Here is a 21,939-nt window from a genome sequence, read left to right on the forward strand (position 1 = left end):
TGAAAACAAAATATATAAAAGAACATACCTATCGTTCTCGTTTTATTTTTCTTTATAAAATCAATTGATCAATCGTTTCAATTAGCTTGATAATTTCTTTCAGGCTTACTTACTGGACCGTCCGGTAAGTAAGCCTCATGTTAGCCTCAAATAAGTAAATGAAATAAACTCTCATCTTTATTAATTTCTTGGTAATCAAAGCCTTTTTTCAAAAGTCGATCTATGAGGCCAGGATAGTCATCACGGCATTTCAGCTCAATCCCAAGCAGACAAGGTCCATTTGATTTGTTGTTTTTCTTTGTATATTCAAACCGCGTAATATCATCATCAGGCCCTAGAACCTCTTGAATAAATTCTCTTAGTGCTCCAGCACGCTGAGGAAATTGAACGATAAAATAATATTGAAGTCCTTCATAAATTAAAGATCGCTCTCTCATTTCCTGCATTCTCCCAATATCGTTGTTTCCTCCACTTACAACACATACAACGGTTTTGCCTTTAATTTCTTCTTTATAAAAGTCAAGTGCCGTAATTGACATAGCACCAGCTGGCTCAGCGACAATCGCATTTTGATTATATAATTCAAGAATTGTTGTACAAATTTTCCCTTCAGGAACTAATACAATGTCATCTATAACATTTTGGCAAATTTCAAAAGGAATTTGTCCAACTTTCTTCACAGCTGCGCCATCTACAAATTTATCTATTTTTTCAAGTTCGAGTACTTGCCCCTTCTTAAGCGATTCTTTCATAGCAGGAGCGCCTGCAGGCTCACAGCCAATAACTTTCGTGTGTGGACTAATGCTTTTAATGTAAGTCCCAACTCCACTTATTAATCCCCCTCCACCAATCGAGGAGAATAAGTAATCAATATTTTCATCAATATCATTCATGATCTCCATTCCCACCGTACCTTGACCAGCAACAATCTTTTCTTGATCAAATGGGTGGATAAATGCCATTTCATGTTCATTACAATATTCCATTGCTTCATTAAATGAGTCATCAAAAGTATCCCCAGACAACACAACGTCAACATATTCTTTACCGAAAAATTTCACTTGATCAACTTTTTGACGTGGTGTCGTTGAAGGCATAAAGATTCTTCCTTTAATTTTCAACGTTCGACAAGAGTAAGCCACTCCTTGAGCATGGTTTCCAGCACTTGCACAAACAACACCATTATTTAATTCTTCTCTCGTAAGACTAGAGATTTGATGAAACGCACCTCTAATCTTAAATGACCGAACTACTTGCAGGTCTTCTCGTTTTAAATACACGTTACATTGATAACGCTCTGATAATACTTCATTCTTTTGTAACGGAGTATGTGTCACTACATCTTTTAAACGTTGGTTCGCAATGATAATATCTTCAATATGTACGGTTCCCATAATCGTAATCCTTTCACTTTAAAAACTGTCTCTATTTTTACAATACGTATATCTTATCATACCGGCTATCATTGCGTAACCCCTGCAATGCGTGAAAAGAGCAAATGATGGCGTTTGCACTCAATTCACTTTTTGATGATTGATTATTTAATCATTCGTAACTATAATAAAGAGGATACATTGAAATTTATAACAAATACATATGTCATTTGAAACATTGTTTGTTTTATTCAAGGAGGGTTGGTCCATGGGAAAAAAGATTTCATTATTAACAGCAATTATGTTTGTGTTGTTTCTTTTGCCAGCGCAAGTACTAGGTGCAGGTGGCGGAGCTGAAGAAGCAGCAAGCAGTGAACCTTCAGGTATGCTTGTCCTAGCTCTTACAATTATGTCAATATTAACACTTGTTACTATGATTTTTTATTCATTTCGTGATAATGGTTAATGACACTGTCTACCCAAGAAAAAGAGGAGGCAATGGGCTCCGCACGTTGCGCGCCTTCTATGAGAAAACCACTCATAGAAGGCTTTTTAGGTGAGAGACACTTCTCACACCTAAGGCAACGGCTCTGCACATTGCTTCGAGGGCACTGAAAAGGTAAAAACCGGAAGCCACTGAAAAACCGGCCTTTTTCAGTGCCCTCGTTACAGACACTCCTTTTTCATGCTTACGATACAATAGGAGATGACCGAGATGTGGGAAGTACTAACTATTATCGGAACGATTGCTTTTGCGCTAAGTGGAGCCATTGTTGCGATGGAAGAAAAATATGATTTAATGGGTGTGTATATTCTAGGTCTTGTTACTGCATTCGGGGGAGGGGCTGTACGTAACCTTTTAATTGGGGTTCCGGTTTCAGCACTTTGGGAACAAGGGGCTTTATTTATTATTGCTATCGTTGTTATGACGATCGCCTTCCTGTTTCCTGTTCTGCTGCATCAACAATGGATTAAATTTGGTCTTTTGTTTGATGCGATTGGTCTCTCCGCTTTTGCCATTCAAGGTGCGATGTATGCAACGGACATGGGTCACCCATTGTCTGCTGTTATTGTAGCTGCTGCCTTAACCGGAACAGGTGGTGGGATGATACGAGATGTCCTTGCTGGAAGGAAGCCATTATTCTTGCAACAAGAAATTTACATTGTCTGGACAATGGTAGCTGGTGCGCTTATTGGTCTACATGTTGTCACGACTCCTATGGGCTATACGCTTTTATTTTTGTCTGTCATTATTCTTAGGATGTTATCGGTTCATTACAAATGGCAGCTCCCAAGACGCGAGTTAAAGAGCTTTCCCGAAAAAACAAATACAAGCCTCTAATAAAAAAGATGACACATCTAATATGGAAATGTGTCATCTTTTTCTATTTTTGTTGTTGTAATGCATCGATCAGTTGTTTCAAAACGTATTCAACTGACTTATATGTTTCCATTTGCCGCTTCCTCCCTGTACCTTTATAAAAAGTCTTGATCGCAACAATTTCTAGGTTTTCTTCAGTTTGTTGTAATTGACTAGGATGTAAATGCATTGGCTTCTCATTTTGAACGAAATTTTTCGCCAATGGCAACCATTCACTCCTTACACGATCTACATTTTCGGCAAAAGGTTTAACGACTCCGTAAAAATCAGGTTCATAATCTTCATCTGCTCTTACGGTCTCAACATACATTTTTTCAGCTTCTTTATTTAAACGACGTAACTCTTCGGTTAAAGTAGTTAATTGGGAACAGTTTACTTCATTCATTCCAGCACCTCCGCTCCCAATCTTAGCAGAAAGGCCCTTCTAATTAAAAGGAAGTCATCTGATTTTTGTTCAAAAAGGGAAAATCATCCCTTTTTGAACAAAATCTTATAATGAAAATAGTTGCATAAAAGAGCGCCATTTTTTCGGTTTAACGTTTCCTCCAACAACCATAGGCAATTCATCATTGTCTGATACTGCCCTTACTGGCTGGTGAACTTTACTTTCCATCTCGCTAAGACGTTCTTCAAGACTTTTAATCATTTTCATCATATCCTCTAATTCCGTACGATGTTTTAACAACTGATAGCTAACAACATCATCTGCTTTTTGAGAGATTTTCTCATCTAATTCATTCACCCGACTCATAACTGCTTCCAGCTTTTCTTCGTATACCGATGTTTCTACAAAATGCTTTTTCGCGTCAACAGTCTTCACATTGTTACCCTCTATTTGAATATCCTTCATCCGTTTTCCTTCTTTAAGTTGATCTTGCACATTCCGCATAATCGCAACATGTTCATCTGTAAATAAATAATGTCCATGTTCATTTGTCTCACACACTAAACCAAAATATTTCGCCCACCGTTGTACCGTTGTTGGATTCACACCTAACTGCTCAGATACCTCTTTTGTTTTCATAGTCATTTCCATCAGACGTACCTCCCTATATTTTTGGTCTTGTACAACGAATTCTCCCTAGCGTATGAAATCCCTCCAAGCCTGACAAAACTAGAACTGATTCGGCAAAGAAAGTGAGAATAACCCTTTCTAAAACAAACACATTCGGATTTTGACAAAACTTGTTATTTTTTGTTCTCGCTCGTTATGAATGTCGAAGACTGTGGAATCACATACTAGAAAGGAAAGGAGGCGTCCGATATGAAAAAAGAGCGTAAACGTAACAGTGAAATGAATACTGCAGATAAAACAAAAGAACAAAGAAAAGAAGGGTACACAGGCGATAAGAAGCTGGGGGGACCAAACCGTCCTGCTGAATAATGTATGAAAAGGGTACTGAAGCAGTTAAAGAAACTGATTCAGTACCCTAAATTAATATCTTTTAGTGTGTTTAATTTAGAGTTCTCCCCTCTTCCATTCAAAGAGATCCTTTTACCTTTTGCATTAAATAAATTTCAATCCATTTTTTTTGTAACCATTTCGTTCGATCAACAGGCTGAATTTTTTTTAGATTTGAGAAATAGCACTCCGTTTTCTTTACCGATTTTGACCAATCAATCTTCTCCTTCCAATGATGAGCTACTATAGGATATGTTTCTCTAAGTATTGGGCTGGAATTTCCAGTGGACCACATTAAGTATTGTTCATAATCATCTCTTGAACCTGTTGGAACTGTAGCTAAGCAAAATTGGTAAATAGAATCATGAATCTCAGGGTGAAATAAAAGGGATTGTAACTGCCTCCCTAACCAAATCCTCGACTTAACCTTTTTAAAATTCCGGACGTACAGGCCATATATTTTTTCCTCCATGCTTGGAAAAATGACATAGCTCATATGAGCATGTTCTTCTAAGAAATAAACAAGAGATGAAAAAACCTTCTTCCGATAAAGAGGATGTTTCATAACGGGTTCCTCAATCGTAAATTGTTCATTGATAATTAATGATGTACAAAGTCTTTCTTCATCTCCAAAATCCCAAAACCACTTCCATTCCTTTTGCATAAATTCCGACACTTCTAATTGTTTAAGTATTGAAAAGTCAGCATGCTTTTGTTTCTTAGAAAATTCGTACCAGAGTAGTTGTGGATATGCATCAGCGAAAATCGTCCAATTTGCCCTTTCAAATGTTTGGAACAACAAGTCACTAAATGGTCCCGTTATTAATTGTTGAAACCATTTGCTTTTTAAATCCGTCATATTCCAGCCAGCATTCCTTGATACCAGTCCTGCTAATAAAGCCCATTTTATTTCAGGATATTTATTATAGAAGTCTTCATACATTATGGTACGTGAAATATTATCGCTGTTGCCATTCTCGGTTTTTCTTTTGATTTCATTTATAATTTTTGATTGCTTCATATTTTGACTTCTCCTCGGTAGTTTTACAAGAAAATCTATATCAGTTACTTGACTTATTATGGTAAGATTATGTGATGGAGTCTACTTTTACTGTTTCTAGTTTTCAGTAGTTCCATTCATATAAATGATTTAGCTTTTGAAAGGTTTGTGAAAATAATGGCGATACGTTATCCAAATGGACGGCGTTTTAACGAGCAAAAGTCCCCTACAAAAAAAGTTCAAAAAAAAGAGTTGACGTATAGCAATCGTGGAATGACGTTAGAAGAGGATTTAAACGAAACGAATCAATATTACCTAGAAAAATCAATTGCTGTTATTCATAAGAAGCCGACACCTGTACAAATAGTTCAAGTAGACTATCCAAAACGTAGTGCAGCAGTGATCAAAGAAGCATATTTTAAACAAGCATCAACAACCGATTATAACGGAGTTTACAAGGGACATTATCTTGATTTTGAAGCAAAGGAAACAAAAAGTAAGACTTCTTTTCCATTGCAAAATTTTCACAAGCATCAAATTGAACATATGAAACAAGTAAAACAACAAAATGGAATTGCTTTTGTCATTTTGCGTTTTTCACTTACTGATGAAATTTACTTGCTTGATGCCGAACATTTAATACGATTTTATGAACAAAAAGAAACATCTAGAAAATCAATTCGAAAGTTAGATATTGAAAAATTGGGGTTTTTGATTAAAATAGGATATCATCCACGTATTGATTACTTACAAGTTATAGACACAGTTTATTTACAAGATAAATGAACTTAGAGAGAAAGGGAGAAATTACGATGTCGAATGAAACGAAGAATACAAGGCAAGGGCGTCGTCAAGCCCGTGAACAATCGAAAAAGAAAACAAAGACAAGTAAAAAAGGAATTTGGAAAAAAATATTGGTAGCGATTGTCGCAATATCTGCTATTGCTGTTATTGCTGGAGGGATTACCGTCTTTGCAATGATTCAAGGTGCTCCACCTCTTGACGAAGAGAAGCTTATGCTGACACAAGGGTCACAGTTTTATGATCAAGACGACGTGTTTGTCTCACAATTAGAATCGTCTGAACGCAGACAAAATGTCAGTATTCATGACGTACCACAAGTTGTGGAAGATGCATTTATCTCCGTTGAAGATATTCGATTCAGAGATCATATTGGAATTGATATTAGACGACTTTTCGGTGCTGTTCGAGCAAATATTAGAGAAGGGTTTGGAGCTGAAGGAGCTAGTACAATTACCCAACAGCTTGTTAAAAACTTATTTTTAAATGAACAAAAGCAGTTAACGAGAAAAGTTCAAGAACAATATTTAGCTATTAAACTAGAACAACAATATTCTAAAGACCAAATTCTTGAAATGTATTTAAATCAAATTTATCTTGGTTCTGGTGTATATGGTGTGGAATTAGCATCACGTACGTACTTTAACAAATCTGTTGAAGAACTTAGTTTAGCAGATGCTGCATTACTTGCAGGAATCCCACGTCGTCCGAGCTTCTATGACCCAACGAAAAACCCTGAAGCCGCTGAAAGTAGACGGAATCTTGTTCTATCGTTAATGGAGCACCACGGTAAAATTACAAGTGAGCAAGCTCAAGAAGCAATGGCGATCCCTCTTGCGGATCAATTAGTGTTAACTGAACGTGAATCCTATCCATATGAAGCTTTTTATAATCAAGTTCTAGCTGAGCTTGAAGCTATGGAAGGAATCACAATTAACGATATTTATAATGCAGGATTGAAAATTTATACAACACTTGATGTTAGTGCACAGGAGCACGTCGAGAGAGTACTTCAGACTGATGAATTTGTGAATGTCTATCCTGACAATGAAGATTTCACAGCCGCGGTTACCTTACTCGATACGAAAACAGGACAAATTAAGGCGCTCGGAAGCGGTCGTGAAGATACAGGCTACCAACGTGGTTATAACCTTGCAACTGATGACCGCAGACAGCCTGGATCAACGATTAAGCCAATTCTAGACTACGGCCCAGCGATTGAATATTTACAATGGTCAACCGCTCACCGAATCATTGATGAAGCCCATTCTTATTCTGACGGAACACCGATTAATAACTTTGACCGTCAATTCCAAGGGCCTATGTCGATGCGTACGGCTTTAGCACGTTCCAGGAATGTCCCAGCCGTAAAAGCATTACAAGAAGTTGGACTAAGTCGTTCCCAATCATTTGGTGAAGGCTTAGGGCTTACATTTGAATTACCAGAAGGACAAACGCAGATAGATGAAGCATATTCACTAGGAGGCTTTCACACAGGTGTGACAACAAAAGAACTTGCTGGGGCCTATGCAGCATTTGGAAACAATGGGATGTATACAGAACCATATACGGTTCGTAAAGTCGAGTTTCCTGATGGTCGTATTATTAATTTGCAGCCGGAATCAAGCCAAGCGATGAGTGATTACACAGCTTATATGATTACAGATATGTTAAAAACGGCAGTTACAAATGGAACTGGTGGCGTAGCCAATATACCTAACCTTCCAATGGCTGGAAAAACAGGTACGACAAACTTTGCTCGTGAAACTCGTGAAGCCCGCGGTTACCCTGAAGGCGCCGTTCCTGACATTTGGTTTTCTGGCTATACAACCAACTATACACTTTCTGTTTGGACAGGTTTCTCTCGTCAACCAGAGGATATAAGTAATAATTACTTCCCAAGTGGAGCAAATTCACGTCAAGCAGCTCAGCAAATCTTTAAAGCCATTATGCAAAATATCTCTGCTGATATTGAAACAGAGGATTTCACGATGCCAAACTCCGTTGTACGTGTTGGAGTTGAACGCTCTACCGGCTTACTGCCTAGTGATTTCACACCACAAAGTGAAATCATTTATGAGCTATTCGTTCGTGGGAATGAGCCAACTCGAGTATCTGAACAATTTAAACGCCTTGATGCTCCTACGAATTTAATGGCAAGCTACGAAGAAAGCGCGAATCAAATTGTTGTCACATGGGATTATCCAGAAGAGCATGCCGATAATGTGACATTTGAAATTCAAGTAGCTATTGATGGCGGAAATGCTCAAACGCTTGACCGAAAGAAAGAAATGCAATATATATTCGGTGAACCGCAGCCAGGCTCAAGTTATGTCTTCCGTGTTATAGCTATTTCAGATGAAGATAGTAGTCTGCGAAGCGACCCGGCTTCTGTTGAAGTGAAAATTGAAGAAGAAATTGAAGAAGAAGTTGAAGAGGAGATCGAGGAAGATATTGAGGAAGAAGAAGAAGTGACGATTCCTGATCCTCTTGATGAAGTCGAAGATGATGAGCCAGAAGATGATGATGATGATGATGACGATCAAGCTGATGACGGTGACACAACAACAAATGAAGAAGTTGAAGAAGAAGCTGATACTGAATAAACAAAGAAGCCCCGCATTCATGCGGGGCTCTTTGTTATTATTCTACTGTTACTTGATTGCGTGTAATTGTTTGAGCTCTTCTCTTAACGACTCCACGTGCTTGGGATCAGAAAGTGAATCGAAGCGATCTAATTCACGCTTTAGAGCTGTTTGCATGGATTGTTTAGCTGCATGAACTAACTGCTCAAAGTTTCGTTGTAATTGTTCCTTTGTTTCTCCTTCTATATCTCTTAATACGTCGCTTGTTTTTTTCGCACCTTCTTGAACTAGGTCTTCTTTAAGCTGTTTCACCTTTCCTTGTTCAAAGAACGCCTTTAACGATTGGAAATAGTTTTTATATGGCTCCACCTCAATCGGGATATATCTCTTAATTTCTGCTGGGCTTAAATCCACCTTTTCTATTTCATGAGACATGGAAAACGCCTGGAAGTCTTTACGTATTTCCAGAATCGTCTCTTCAATCCATTCTTCTAAGGCTTGGTTGAGTGCTAATTCAATCCTTACAAACGTTGTCTCGAGCTCTTGCTTGATAAAATGCTCTCCTTCACTTCTCCATTCCTTTAATGACGAAAGCAACGCCTGTTGTTGAGCTCGCTTGCTACTCCCAACAACAGTAGAAACATTAACAGACTCAGAAAATTGATCCCCTAATACGTACCGAACCCGGTCACGTAAGTACAAGAAAAGCTGGCTTACTTCATGTGTACTCATTTGTTCTGCAGTTAGAGGCATATAGGATTGAATTTTCTCATTCCAAACTGAAATGGCTTCCTCAATCTCCTGTCTTCTCGAGGCTTTTGTTGCCTCTTCCCCATTTGCATATTCGAGCCCTTTTTCTAAAATAGCTTTATATCGTTTAGACTCTTCTTTCACTAACTCAAAGCTTAACCGTTTTAATTCAGTAACCGTATTTTGATAAAATGATTTCTCAAACATGGCGAACAAGTCATCAGAAGACCGACCATCCCGTTTAGCTGCAAGGCCTTGCTTACTAGAAAGAGGATAAAGCCTCGGGTGCTGTACCCCATTTTGAACGAGTTGATCATACACATGCTTTTTTACACCATTTAATTCATATGGACTACTAGCTAAATCGGCAGCATTTAAAATAAAGTAAAGTTTGTCTGCTCGGAACCCTTCGTTCACTTTTGCCATTTGTTGTAAAAATTGCTGATCAGCCTTTGAAAAGGCATGATTATAGTACGTTAAGTAAAAGATAGCGTCTGAATCTCGCAATTGTTTAAAAGCAACATTCGTATGTCTGCCATGAATCGAATTGACTCCAGGTGTGTCAACTAAGATAATCCCCTTTTCTGTTAACGGACAGTCAAAATACAGTGTTACTTTTTCAATGAGACATGCATCATGTTCGTTTGCGACAAATGGCTGCAGCTCTTCTAACTTCACTTCAAAAGAACTCCCTAACTCCCACTTCCCATCTGTGATACTATTTTTTAATGTTGTTAAGTAGGCTTGGTATGTTTTTTGCCAACTTGTTGTCGCATTCGTGTCTTCTTTCCACATATGAATCGTTTCTAAACGTACATTTGTATCTAATTGAGACGCTACAGATTCAATTTCTTTGTTTAATTGTTCCTTTGACTTCACTTGCACAACGGCCGTTCGAGAACGGTGACCTTCTTCTGATCGCTTCACAACATTAACCGTTGCTGTTGTCGGATGTGGCGATACTGGCAATACCGTTTCACCGAGTAATGCATTAGCAAAGCTTGACTTCCCTGCACTAAACGCACCAAATAGTGAAATTGTAAACGTTTGGTCTCGGTACCGTTCTATTCTATTTGTCAGGACTGATCGCTCATAGCTCATTCGTTCATCTTCCTGATAAGAATCAAGGACAGATTCTACTTGCTTCGCCCACTGACCCGCTTTTTCTTCATCAAAGTCCATCTGTTCGGTCGTTTGCTCTTCTTCCCAGTCTGTATCAATGACTGTCTCCTCCGGCAAAGTAATTGAATCAAAGGAAGAGGTTTTTGGGAAATTCGGTACCGGTTTATCCATCGTCTCGACAAGAACGTTTTCAAAAGCGCCAGCATCTTGATATTGATTTACTTTTTCTTTTTGAACATTTATGCACTCTGTAAAACGATCATTAATATTTGTTAACTGCATAACATAAGCATCTAACTCATGTAACATCTCTAGCTCTTTCTCTAACTCGATTCGTTCTTCATCCCAATGCTTTTCCATCCCTTTAGACAAGAGATCAAGTACAGTTGCTGCTTTTTGGCGAAGCTGCTTAATGACAGCTGCAGTCCTTTCCTTTGTAAAGGTGTAGACATATTCTCTATTTTTAGGACCGGCTTGAACGGCCTGTTGGAAAAAGTCTCGATCAATTGTTGCATGTAAATGTTTAAGCTCTTGTTCTACGCTTTCTCGATTCGATAGCTTCGTTAAATCATACGCTTGAAAGATTTGATGAAGATGAAACTCTACTTGACTCTTTACTTTGTCTTGTGTTTCTTCAATAAGGGCTTTTAATCTTGCCTCTTGTTCTTCTTCTGTCTTCTTTTTTGAAAATAAGAACCCTACTTTAAAACCAGGTTGGATGCTCTCAAGCCAATTACGCACTAATTCAGTTGTCGTATATGGAAAAATCGTGACATCCTTAACAAGTTCTTGCCATTTTTTTTCAAAAGCCTCTTCAAAAACTTTCTTAGCATGGAAGGTTTCATCGTACTTTGCAGCTACTTCATGCCTTCTTTCTAATTGTTCTACCGAGTAACCTTCCTGCTTCATCCGCTCTTTTACTTGTTCTAATTCATCTTCTTTCTCCTCTTCAAGTCGATGAATGATGCTTAAGTAGAAGCCTTGTTGCAGGCGCTGCTTCGCATAAGGAAGAAGCTTTCCACCATGAAATAATACCGCTTTCATGTCATGCTCAAATTGAGTGAGTTGATTTAGTGGATGACTACGAGCTTTCATACTCGTGTAAGTCAGTTTAATTATATTAATTCCCCACGCCGCAAATATATCTCGTACGGACTTATCAAACGTTTCAAAAGACAGCTCAGATTCATCATGCTTATCGATTTGGTTAACAATTAAGTAGAGAGGCTTCTTCTCATCGGATAACTGTTTTAAAAACGTTAAATTCGTATCTGATTGAACATGATTATAATCCATTACATACACAATAAAATCAGTTGTATATAACGCTTCTAATGTTACAGCCTGATGAGTTGGATCCGTTGAATCGACCCCTGGTGTATCATAAATTACACTGTGATCCCCTAAAAATGGTAAAGGCGCCTCAATCGTTAATGATGAAATCTCTCCACCATTCATTCCCCATTCTCTTACTCTTTGCCAAGGGATTTCCCCTGTCCATTCTTTTTTCTCGCCATTCAATGAATGAACCGTAAGCCCTAATTCACCATTTTTTATTCCAATAATATTGGCACTCGTTGGAATCGGACTTGTTGGCAGCATTTCTGCTCCAAGTAAATAATTTAAGATCGTTGACTTCCCGGCAGAAAAATGTCCACAAAAGGATACTTGAAACTTACCGCTTTCTCTTTTTTCATCTACTAATCGTTGACGTTCACGTTCTTTCTCTGTTACCTCAATAATCTTGATTGGTGTTTTTATCCCCATTGCTTTGCTCATCTGATCACCTGCTCCTACAAAATCTATCTATGTATTCTGAAAATAAATAAGAAAAAATCATTAATATGTAAACGAAGAAAGGGAATAGTGTCCTTTTTTTAGTTTCCTCGCTTGTTTTTATTTGCCTCTATCACTTTTGATTTTGCATAAATTTTTCTAAGCTCCACAAACAATGCTTTTAGCTGAACATACGTATGATAACGAATTGGCCCAGTAAGAATAAATTCAAGCCTCTCTCCACAATTTACTGGCTTATATTGTAGCGACTTGACGTCCTTACTTACCGTTGTTATTCCTTGAACTTTAGTTTCATTCAACCAAAATAGCGCATCGATAAAAACGGCTGTCATGATGACCATTTTTCCTTTAGCTGCATTTGGATTTCGTTTAGCATAGAAATGCTCAAGTTCAGGCTCTTCATCTTTCCACCACTCGAGGAGCTGAGGAACATACGTATGCTTTTTTTCCCAAGGCTTTTTTTCCATCGTTATATCATAATAGAAGGGAATAGCTTGACATATGTCTTTTAAAGACGAAAGTGTATCGTCCTTACTAACATATGATTCGTTGTAAAAAGGTGGAACCTGAAAATCTTGCGGGATGTCTATTTTCATATTCTCTCTCTTGCTTTCATTCGTTTTTGTCCTTCACGACACATTGAAAGTAATGGGCATATGTCACATTGAGGAGATTGTGCTTTGCAGTGATAACGACCAAAAAAGATCAGTTGATGATGGGAATCTGACCAGCGTTCGATCGGGATTTTCTTCATTAACGTGTCTTCGACTTGGCGGACATTATCCTTCCAACGACAGATGGCAAGACGTTTTGAAACTCGTTCGACATGTGTATCCACAGCGATTGCTGGTACTCCAAAAGCTACTGAGGCAACGACATTGGCCGTTTTCCTTCCAACACCCGCCAACTTAACAAGTTCATCTTGCTCCTTAGGTACTTCCCCGTTGTAATCTTCAAGTAATGCTTGTGCCAGCTTTTTTATATTTTTAGCTTTACTACGAAATAATCCAATTGATCGTATATCCTGCTCAAGCTCTTCTAATGGTACCTCTAGGTAATCTTCAGGCTTTTTATATTTTGCAAAAAGATGTGGAGTCACTTTATTTACGAGTGCATCTGTACATTGAGCGGATAGTAAAACAGCTATCACTAATTCAAAAGGATTAGAATGAGTTAATTCACACTCAGCATCCGGATACATATCCGCAATTACATCAAGTGCTTCGATTGTTTGTTTCTTTGATAACATGAACCTAATCCTCTCCTTAAAACGACTTACGATTGATCGAGCCAGCTAAAACCAGGATATGATTTAGCGTTTGCTCTTTTTTGTTCTTGTTTAGGCGGTTGCTGATATTTGCGAAATTTTTCCCCATGTGCGCGAGCCTGTTCAATGGTTTTCACACCATTTCGCTTCCATTCAAAAAGAATTCGATCAATATAACGAAAGTTTAATTTGCCTGAGACTACCGCTTCTCGTAAAGCGGCAGTAATTAGCTCCGTTGTATGTCTATCTTGATCTAACCACATCCCAAGTGTTTCTGCTTCAATGGGTGACAGTGGTCTGCAGAATTCTTCTTCAAAACGTTTATATAAAAGTCCTTCTTCGCTCTCTTTTTGTTGTTCTTCGGAATCCACTTGTTCTCCTTTTAACAAATGGATTAAGCGAATCCATAACGGTTCAAGTGTATAATATTCAAATAGGATCCCTTGCTCATCCCATTTTTTATCTAATGTTAAAAACCCTTTTCGTATTAATTGACCTAACATATCTGCACAATCATTCATCGACAGCGTCATACGCTCACTAAGAAGTTCGGGCGTCGGGAAGCCATCTCCATCCTCAATAAAAGATTGGACATGTAACAAAGCAACTAGTTCGCTTTCTTTTAGACCTAATTCGGAATAATGCTTAAGCAGCAAAGTAGGAATGGATAGTTGTCTTTGGGTTGTCCATTTCAAAAGTAAATTATGATCCATTTCAAAACACCTCATCCATTATTATAACATGATAGCATGAACTAGTCGTTTCCTTTTCCTTACACAAAAACTAAGATAAAACCTTCAATAGGCAAATCAGGCTTAGCAGAATACTGCTAAGCCTACATACATTTATACCATTATGGATTACGGATACAAACGATTTAACAATCGAGGGAAAGGGATGGTTTCTCGAACATGCTCTACTCCTGAAATCCACGCAACCGTTCGCTCAAGTCCTAATCCAAACCCTGAATGCGGTACGGAACCATATTTACGTAAATCAAGGTACCATTGATACGCATCAAGTGATAGATTATGAACCTCAAGATTACGTTTTAATAAGTCATAATCATGAATACGCTCAGATCCGCCGATAATTTCACCATACCCTTCTGGCGCAATTAAATCAGCACATAATACAACATCCTCTCTATTTGGATCAGGCTGCATATAGAATGGTTTTAACGATGTTGGGTAATGGGTAATGAAAACTGGCTTCTCGTAATGCTCTGCAATCGCCGTTTCATGTGGTGAACCGAAATCATCTCCCCACTTTATATCATCAAAGCCTTTCTCTTGTAAAAACGTAATCGCTTCATCATAAGTAATACGTGGAAACGGAGCTTTAATCGCTTCTAATTTAGATAAATCGCGACCGAGAGTTTTCAGTTCTAACTGACAAGACTTTAGTACAGATTGAACAACGTACGTTACGTATTGTTCCTGAATTTCTAGATTTTCATGAAATTCAACAAATGCCATCTCAGGCTCAATCATCCAAAATTCAATAAGATGACGACGTGTTTTTGATTTTTCGGCACGGAATGTTGGACCAAATGAAAATACACGTCCCATTGCCATCGCAGCAGCTTCCATATAAAGCTGTCCACTTTGAGAAAGATAAGCATCTTCATCGAAGTACTTTGTTGCAAACAACTCAGATGTACCCTCAGGAGCACTTCCAGTCAAAATTGGAGGATCTATTTTCACAAAATCATTATCATTAAAGAATTCATATGTTGAACGAATGATTTCGTTTCTAATTTTCATTACGGCATGCTGGCGCTTAGACCGTAACCATAGATGACGATGATCCATCAAAAACTCAGTTCCATGCTCTTTTGGTGTAATTGGATAATCTGTAGCTTCATGCAATACTTCTATTTTTGTTACGGTTAATTCATATCCTGATGGAGCTCGATCGTCTGCACGCACAACTCCAGTAACATATAATGAACTCTCTTGCGTTAGGTTCTTTGCCTTTTGGAAAATTTCTTCCTCTACGTCTGCTTTTACAACGACCCCTTGAATAAAGCCAGTTCCGTCACGCAGCTGTAAAAATGCAATCTTACCACTTGAACGCTTACTAGCAAGCCAAGCGCCAATTGTGACTTCTTGATCGACAAATTGACCGACTTTTGAAATTGTTGTTTTCACATTCATACCTCCTACTATGTATACCAATCTTCATTATACCCTTGTCTAAAATTTCAAGTCAACGATCCTTGATTGAAACGTGTAAAAAACAAAAATTCAAATTATTCACTGAAAACATAAAAAAACTGCCTTTAATTAAAGAAGCAAGAAAGCATTACAAAAATAAGAAAAAGCCGCATGGCGCGGCTTTTTCTTATTTTGTATGATTACGTACAAATCGTTCGATACGCGTCAATGCTTCTTCTAATAAATCAAAAGAGGTAGCATAAGATAAACGAACATTATCTGGTGCACCAAAACCTGAACCAGGTACTAGTGCTACTTTTTCTTCCTCTAAGATCGCCTCAACCCACGAATCAACATCAGCAAAACCGTTTAATTTAACAGCTTCACTTACGTTTGGAAAGAGGTAAAATGCTCCTCTTGGTTTAACGCAAGACACACCTGGGATTGCTACAAGCTTTTCAAACACTCCATTTAAACGTTCTTCAAACGCTTCTCTCATTGTCTCAACTGAACCGTCATCCTCTGTGTACGCAGCAATCGTACCATACTGTGCATTCGTTGTAGGATTAGACGTACTATGGCTAGCTAGGTTGGTCATTGCTTTAATGACTTCGGCGTTACCTGCAGCATAACCGATTCTCCAACCAGTCATTGAGTGAGACTTAGATACCCCATTAACTACAATTGTCTGCTCTTTTAATTCATTAGAAAGCTGGGCAATAGATGTATGTGTTGCCCCACCATATACAAGTTTCTCATAAATTTCATCAGAAACAATTAATACATTATGTTTTATACATACGTCTCCAAGCTCACGAAGCTCATCATCTGAATACATAGAACCTGTTGGATTACTTGGTGAATTTAAAATAAAAGCCTTTGTTTTCTCTGTAATTGCTTGCTCTAGTTGTTCTGCCGTGACTTTAAATTCATTACTTTCAAGTCCTTCGATATAGACTGGGCTTCCTCCAGCAAGCTTTACTTGTTCAGGGTAGCTCACCCAATAAGGTGTTGGGATAATAACTTCATCCCCCTCATCTAAAATCGCTTGAAATAATGTGTAAAGTACATGTTTTGCACCAGAACCAACGAGAATTTCTGCTGGCTTATACTTGATTTGTTGATCCTGCTCAAATTTACCAATGATTGCTTCTTTTAGCTTTGGTAGCCCAGCAGAAGGAGTATACTTAGTATGCCCCTCTTCCATAGAACGAACAGCAGCATCAATTATGTATTGAGGTGTATTAAAATCAGGCTCGCCTGCTCCTAGTCCAATGACGTCATGCCCTTGTTCTTTTAATTCCTTTGCTTTTGCTGTAATCGCTAACGTTGATGAAGGTGTTAGTGTCGAAACTCTTTTCGCTAATCTCATATGTATGTCCCTCCCAAGTAATATACTATACACTATAAATTGTCTACAGCCATCATTCAAGTATGAAATTGATTAATCTGTTCGTAATAAATATCTTTTCATGAACGTTCCATTTTCAAACGTCACATAATAATAGCCTTTGCGGTTCTCATCATTGATGTACGTAATTTCGTATACAGGTAACCCTCTTTCATATCCTAACTTAGCCGTTTGGATACGTAACACTGCTTCATTATGCTCTACAATGGCAACAGCCTCTTCTCTTGTGATTCCGTCACTTACTTTTTCTACATGATGAAAATCATATTCAGCAGATACCCATACAATTGTTTCTTCATCCTCTTCATCTAACCCGGTAAAGACATAATAAGCATCAGTTCCATGATAATAAGTGACAGTCAATACCGTTTTGAGTAACGATTGTCCAACTACATAATTTTCTGCTTGTTCATAATTATGACGAAGAGGCTCGCGAATCGTTTGATATGCGTAAACACTTAGTCCAGTTAATGCTAAGACAATAATAATAACAATAAGAATCATCCATTTTTTCATATATATCTCCTGTTACGTACGATAAATCGTAAATACCATTTTGTCATTATCTTTATCATCAAGAGCTATGCCGAATAATAAGTCCTGTTCTTTAAATGTACGATTTAGCGTATCAACACTTTTATACGTATCTGGTGCTTTTTTTACTCGGGTAGTTGATAAAACAAACATATTCTGCTCCATGCTGTCTCCTCCAAAAATATATTAGATCCTTCCTTGATGTACAAGTTTTACTAAACATAGTAACAATGGATAAGGTGAAACTATTAGTACGCCAAACAAAAGGGGGGCGTAACTCTTGTCTAACGATGATCAATCGATCGCAACACGTTATCAAAAAGAAAAGGAAGAAGTGGCTCTGCTAAGTCGAAAAGGACTGAAATGGCATCAAGTTTTTCCGGTTTCAATCAGACAAACGTTATTTCCTTCTATTTTTGAGAAGGATCAAAATTGAAAACTGTACGTATGTTATACGTCCAAGACTGAATGTAATACAACCTAAATAATTGCCCGCTCACGCCTCAAAATGTTCTGCACAATGCCTCGTGCAGAACATTTCACTTTTCCATTTATCCATCATTCTTGAGACAAAATCATTATACCATTAGCAATACATCTCGAAAACTGTGCTTCAATATCACCCTTTAAAATGAACGGTTACAAGCTCATAATCAGCCTGATTTACTTTTATAATAACAGCTCCATTTTGTTTCATTCGATACGTATCGATCCACGTTTCCTGCAAACGTTCTAACAACTGTGCACTTACTTCTCGATTTTCTCTCGTAAACAAAACAGCTACTTGGGGGTCTATTTCATTTAGAAACCGCTGACTCGTTCCATCATTCGTTCCAAACTCGGCAACTTTTAATACAGAAACAGGAGTCAACTCATCATTCAGCCATACTCTTTCTATGTCTTCGTTAGCTTCAGATGAAAAGAAGAATTGATGTTTTTCATGAATAGTAACAATAAACGAAAGCGTAGGCATGATCGTAGAAGGGCTCGGTAAAACCTTTACGGTAACATGTTCGGCAAGTTCCTTTGTTTTATCGTCTGACCAACCCACAATCTGAACATCAAGTTTCTCATATTGCGTATTTGCTTGGTCCATACCTCCTTCAGGTACGATTAACGTTTTCGTCCCAAAACGTGTTACTATTTCTTCTACATTCCCACTATATTCTTTTTCAAACCTCGGCAAGATTATGGTGTCAATGGATGTTACATTTAACTTCTTCAAACGGAAAAATAACGAGTCTGCAGAGTCTTTTGCACCTGTGCCAATCAAAACTGATTCCTCATTTGGTAATTCCAAATACGTTGACTCGCCATTTGGTAGGTCCAAAAATACAAATCCAACCTCCTTTTCCTCTAGCTGCAGATCTAGCTCCATTTCTTCTTGTCCATCTGAATTACTAACCATCCGAACTTCCAATCCTAATAAACCAGCTAATATGCCCATACAAAGAAGTCCGATAAGAATTTTACGCATAGTGCCTTAAACCCTCCATTATTTTTAATCGATGGCAGCCTTACATATAATCTTGAAATTGTTCAAGTAGATCTTCTAGCTTCCCTTCATGGACAGGTACATTTGGCAAGGAACGAATAAATTGTTTTCCATATCGAGTCGTCGAAATCCGCCGATCTAAAATAAACACACAACCACGATCTTGTGTCGTTCTTATTAATCTGCCAAACCCTTGTTTAAACCGAATAATTGCTTGAGGCAAAGAAATTTCCATGAAAGGATTTCTTCCTTCTTCTTTTGCTTTTTCATACTGGGCCTGAAGCAATGGTTGGTCAGGGGGGGAAAATGGCAACCGAACAATAACTAAATTGCGAAGCTCATCTCCTGGTAAATCGATTCCTTCCCAGAAGCTACTTGTGCCAAAGAGAATAGCTTGATTTGTTTGTTTGAACATTTTCATCAGCTTTGCTCTACTCCCACTAGTCACTCCTTGACCTATTAACTGAAATGTAGAAAACTCATTAAATTTCTTCACATGATAAAATACTTGTTTAAGCATCTCATAGGACGTAAAAAGGACTAACATCTTTCCACTTGATGCTTCCATCATTCTCCATAATTTAATTGACACTTCAATGGCGAAATCTTCATCCGATACTTCTTTAATTGCAGGAATATCACTAGGTAAAAGGACCCTAACTTGATCCATATACGAAAAGGGAGACGGGATGACACATTGTGCTACACCAAAATCCGTTAACCCTAATCGCTTTTCTTGGTAGTTAAATGAACCATTTATAGAAAGTGTCGCTGAAGTCATAACAACACTTTTTTTCTTAGCAAAAAAGCGATCTGCTAAAATTTCTGACACATCAATAGGCTTGCTATATAAAAAAGTCGCATTTTTAGCACCTCTTGGCTCTACCTCTACCCAGTACACCATGTTTGGATCGTATTCGAGCAGTAATTCGTATAACGTTTGTTCTTCCTCATACACTTGATCTATTAATCCTTCGACATCAGCAATAAAACTCCGGTCTTTGTAAGTCATATCATCCTTCTTATCAGAGAATGGTTTAACCCAATTTTGAAGTTCAGCTATGCAATCTTTTGTCTGCATATGAACACGCATCGCACACTCAAGAATCGCTTGCCATGTTGAACTAGATTCCATATAGCTCGCGTAACGGTACCGCAGTCGACCTACATCTGTTGCACTTGCTTGATTTTTTGATAAGACATAGCCATGCAACATACGAAATAATTCATCTACTTCATCCTTTAACTTTTGTACTAATTCTAAACTAGTATCAGACGTACCTCCAACTTGAATTTGGTATTCATGAATAAGACGACGAAGCAGTTCTAACATTCCGTCATCTTCTTGACCTAAACCTAATCGTTGAAATAGGTAAGAGAACGAGACAAAATCTGCTTTTGCCCCTAAATGGTCACTTGCTGTTTCTTCTAAGTGATGTGCCTCATCTAAAATCGCATACGAATATGTTGGCAGCAATCGTTGTTCATGGACTAGATCTGTGCACAAAAGGGCATGGTTCGTTATCACGATGTCTGAAGATTGAGCACGTTTTCTCGCTCGGTGATAAAAGCAACGTGTAAACCAAGGGCTATATCGGCCAAGGTCTGAAGCTGCATCACTTTGAACCTCATACCAGAAGCCTTTCCCTCCTGAAGGTAGGTTTAATTCTTCCATATCGCCATGCTCTGTCTCTGTTAACCAAATTAAAAGCAATGCTTTTGTCAAAAGCACATCATAACTGTCTTCGTGAGTATGCAATAACGATTGCTCAAATTTACGCAAGCATAAATAATGACTTCTTCCTTTAAGCAATGAAACACGTACCGGGAACGGAAGGAGATAATTAAGTAATGGCAAGTCTCTTGATAGTAACTGCTCTTGAAGTGGGATCGTTTGAGTGCTCACAATAACAGGCTCATTTTTTGTATAGGCAAAAAAAGCAGCTGGAAGTAAGTACGCTAATGACTTACCTGTACCCGTTCCTGCTTCGATCATTTTATGTTCATTATGTTGAAATGCCTCATCTACTTCCATCATCATTTTTTGTTGTCCAGGTCTTAGCTCGTAATTTGTAAAAGCCGTTTGCATCTTCCCATCTTCATCATATAAAGTTTGCAAATAATCATTGAATGACGGTTGAATCCCTTTTTCTTTTAATTCGGATTCATCCTTGATTTTCTTTAAAGCGATTTGACGGTAACAATCATATTGCTCATTATCCGATATCCCTTGAGAAAGCTTCTGGTGAATGATTGATTGCAGCATAGGTTCTAAATCACTTTTAAACCTTCTCGAAAGTGGTGCCAATTGTTGTAGTGTTAACACAGGCAATCGATTTAATTTATGTAATAATGACAAAAAAAGAGTCGATGTTACTTCTGCATCACTATCTGCTTGATGTGGCCTGTCATGTGAGAAACCAAGTTGCTCAGCTAATTGGCCTAATTTGTAGCTTTCCTGCTTTGGTAGTAGTACTCTTGCTAATTCAACTGTATCGAAAACAGGCATATTAGGGAGTTCATAGCCTTCTAATTCCATTTGATTCTTTAAAAAAGCTTGGTCAAAATCAACATTGTGGGCAACAAAGCTACTATTTGTAAATAACGGGAGTAACTCAGGAATAATCTCACGAAAAGAAGGGGCATTTTCTACTAAATCGTCAGAAATGCCCGTTAATTCTTCAATAAATGGGGGGATAGCTTGTCCAGGGTTAACAAAAGAGGCAAAAGTTTCAACAATTTCACCCTCTTCTATAACTACCGCCCCAATTTGAATAATTCGGTCCCCTTTTCCTACAGAGTGGCCCGTCGTTTCAACATCAACCACAACATAACGTTCGTTCATAGTACACCTCGTTCTAT

20 protein-coding genes are annotated in these 21,939 nt (G+C 38.0%); 6 read left to right on the plus strand and 14 right to left on the minus strand.

Features of this window, described 5'->3' with window-relative positions; genetic code table 11:
- Nucleotides 1-146: 146 nt before the first annotated feature.
- A complete protein-coding gene (gene ilvA, locus AC1FXP_RS02290; RefSeq protein WP_480058408.1) occupies nt 147-1,394 on the minus strand; it encodes a threonine ammonia-lyase IlvA in 1,248 nt (415 codons plus the stop codon).
- Nucleotides 1,395-1,641: 247 nt separating this feature from the next.
- Between ilvA and AC1FXP_RS02295 the strand changes: the two genes are divergently transcribed.
- Both AC1FXP_RS02295 and AC1FXP_RS02300 read left to right on the plus strand, forming a co-directional pair.
- Complete coding sequence (locus AC1FXP_RS02295) at nt 1,642-1,839, plus strand: hypothetical protein (RefSeq protein ID WP_480058409.1); 198 nt, start codon at nt 1,642-1,644, stop codon at nt 1,837-1,839.
- Nucleotides 1,840-2,088: 249 nt separating this feature from the next.
- The gene (locus tag AC1FXP_RS02300; protein WP_480058411.1) at nt 2,089-2,715 is read left to right on the plus strand and encodes a trimeric intracellular cation channel family protein; all 627 of its coding nucleotides are present in this window, start codon (nt 2,089-2,091) and stop codon (nt 2,713-2,715) included.
- Between the two features lie 43 nt (nt 2,716-2,758).
- Here AC1FXP_RS02300 and AC1FXP_RS02305 read toward each other — a convergent pair whose 3' ends face one another.
- Nucleotides 2,759-3,139 carry a YppE family protein gene (locus tag AC1FXP_RS02305; RefSeq protein ID WP_480058412.1) on the minus strand — a complete coding sequence of 127 codons (381 nt, stop codon included), beginning with the start codon at nt 3,137-3,139 and terminating at the stop codon, nt 2,759-2,761.
- Nucleotides 3,140-3,244: 105 nt separating this feature from the next.
- Nucleotides 3,245-3,790 (minus strand): chromosome-anchoring protein RacA, encoded by a 546-nt coding sequence (racA, locus tag AC1FXP_RS02310; RefSeq protein WP_480058413.1) that lies wholly within the window; start codon nt 3,788-3,790, stop codon nt 3,245-3,247.
- A gap of 228 nt (nt 3,791-4,018) precedes the next feature.
- Here racA and AC1FXP_RS02315 point away from each other — a divergent pair, with 228 nt between their 5' ends.
- The gene (locus AC1FXP_RS02315) at nt 4,019-4,138 is read left to right on the plus strand and encodes an acid-soluble spore protein SspM (RefSeq protein ID WP_480058414.1); all 120 of its coding nucleotides are present in this window, start codon (nt 4,019-4,021) and stop codon (nt 4,136-4,138) included.
- 97 nt (nt 4,139-4,235) lie between these two features.
- On the opposite strand, the gene AC1FXP_RS02320 is transcribed toward AC1FXP_RS02315, so the two are convergent.
- Nucleotides 4,236-5,177, minus strand: a complete 942-nt coding sequence (locus tag AC1FXP_RS02320; protein WP_480058416.1) for a DUF2515 family protein — start codon at nt 5,175-5,177, stop codon at nt 4,236-4,238.
- A gap of 156 nt (nt 5,178-5,333) precedes the next feature.
- On the opposite strand from AC1FXP_RS02320, the gene recU reads away from it, so the two are divergent.
- Both recU and AC1FXP_RS02330 read left to right on the plus strand, forming a co-directional pair.
- Complete coding sequence (gene recU, locus AC1FXP_RS02325; RefSeq protein WP_480058418.1) at nt 5,334-5,942, plus strand: Holliday junction resolvase RecU; 609 nt, start codon at nt 5,334-5,336, stop codon at nt 5,940-5,942.
- Nucleotides 5,943-5,968: 26 nt separating this feature from the next.
- Nucleotides 5,969-8,563 carry a PBP1A family penicillin-binding protein gene (locus tag AC1FXP_RS02330; protein WP_480058419.1) on the plus strand — a complete coding sequence of 865 codons (2,595 nt, stop codon included), beginning with the start codon at nt 5,969-5,971 and terminating at the stop codon, nt 8,561-8,563.
- A gap of 48 nt (nt 8,564-8,611) precedes the next feature.
- On the opposite strand, the gene AC1FXP_RS02335 is transcribed toward AC1FXP_RS02330, so the two are convergent.
- From AC1FXP_RS02335 to AC1FXP_RS02370, 8 genes are all read right to left on the minus strand, one after another.
- On the minus strand, nt 8,612-12,193 hold the full coding sequence (locus tag AC1FXP_RS02335) for a dynamin family protein (protein WP_480058421.1): 3,582 nt from the start codon (nt 12,191-12,193) through the stop codon (nt 8,612-8,614).
- Between the two features lie 98 nt (nt 12,194-12,291).
- Nucleotides 12,292-12,807, minus strand: a complete 516-nt coding sequence (locus tag AC1FXP_RS02340) for a YpoC family protein (RefSeq protein ID WP_480058423.1) — start codon at nt 12,805-12,807, stop codon at nt 12,292-12,294.
- On the minus strand, nt 12,804-13,460 hold the full coding sequence (nth, locus tag AC1FXP_RS02345; RefSeq protein ID WP_480058425.1) for an endonuclease III: 657 nt from the start codon (nt 13,458-13,460) through the stop codon (nt 12,804-12,806). Before nth ends, AC1FXP_RS02340 begins: the two co-directional genes overlap by 4 nt.
- Nucleotides 13,461-13,486: 26 nt before the next feature.
- Complete coding sequence (locus AC1FXP_RS02350; RefSeq protein ID WP_480058427.1) at nt 13,487-14,191, minus strand: DnaD domain-containing protein; 705 nt, start codon at nt 14,189-14,191, stop codon at nt 13,487-13,489.
- A 147-nt stretch (nt 14,192-14,338) separates the two neighbouring features.
- Entirely contained in the window at nt 14,339-15,631 is a 1,293-nt protein-coding gene (gene asnS / locus AC1FXP_RS02355; protein ID WP_480058428.1) for an asparagine--tRNA ligase, read from the minus strand.
- A gap of 193 nt (nt 15,632-15,824) precedes the next feature.
- Nucleotides 15,825-17,009, minus strand: a complete 1,185-nt coding sequence (locus tag AC1FXP_RS02360) for a pyridoxal phosphate-dependent aminotransferase (protein ID WP_480058430.1) — start codon at nt 17,007-17,009, stop codon at nt 15,825-15,827.
- Nucleotides 17,010-17,081: 72 nt separating this feature from the next.
- On the minus strand, nt 17,082-17,564 hold the full coding sequence (locus AC1FXP_RS02365) for a cell wall elongation regulator TseB-like domain-containing protein (protein WP_480058431.1): 483 nt from the start codon (nt 17,562-17,564) through the stop codon (nt 17,082-17,084).
- 12 nt (nt 17,565-17,576) lie between these two features.
- Entirely contained in the window at nt 17,577-17,747 is a 171-nt protein-coding gene (locus AC1FXP_RS02370; RefSeq protein WP_480058433.1) for a DUF4264 family protein, read from the minus strand.
- A 115-nt stretch (nt 17,748-17,862) separates the two neighbouring features.
- Between AC1FXP_RS02370 and AC1FXP_RS02375 the strand changes: the two genes are divergently transcribed.
- Nucleotides 17,863-18,018 carry a hypothetical protein gene (locus AC1FXP_RS02375; RefSeq protein ID WP_480058435.1) on the plus strand — a complete coding sequence of 52 codons (156 nt, stop codon included), beginning with the start codon at nt 17,863-17,865 and terminating at the stop codon, nt 18,016-18,018.
- Between the two features lie 183 nt (nt 18,019-18,201).
- On the opposite strand, the gene AC1FXP_RS02380 is transcribed toward AC1FXP_RS02375, so the two are convergent.
- Together AC1FXP_RS02380 and dinG are read right to left on the minus strand one after the other, a co-directional pair.
- Nucleotides 18,202-19,059 (minus strand): ComEC/Rec2 family competence protein, encoded by an 858-nt coding sequence (locus AC1FXP_RS02380; protein ID WP_480058437.1) that lies wholly within the window; start codon nt 19,057-19,059, stop codon nt 18,202-18,204.
- A gap of 40 nt (nt 19,060-19,099) precedes the next feature.
- Entirely contained in the window at nt 19,100-21,922 is a 2,823-nt protein-coding gene (gene dinG, locus AC1FXP_RS02385; RefSeq protein ID WP_480058438.1) for an ATP-dependent DNA helicase DinG, read from the minus strand.
- Nucleotides 21,923-21,939 lie beyond the last annotated feature (17 nt).

The organism is Halalkalibacter sp. HAAS-P013, assembly GCF_056619925.1.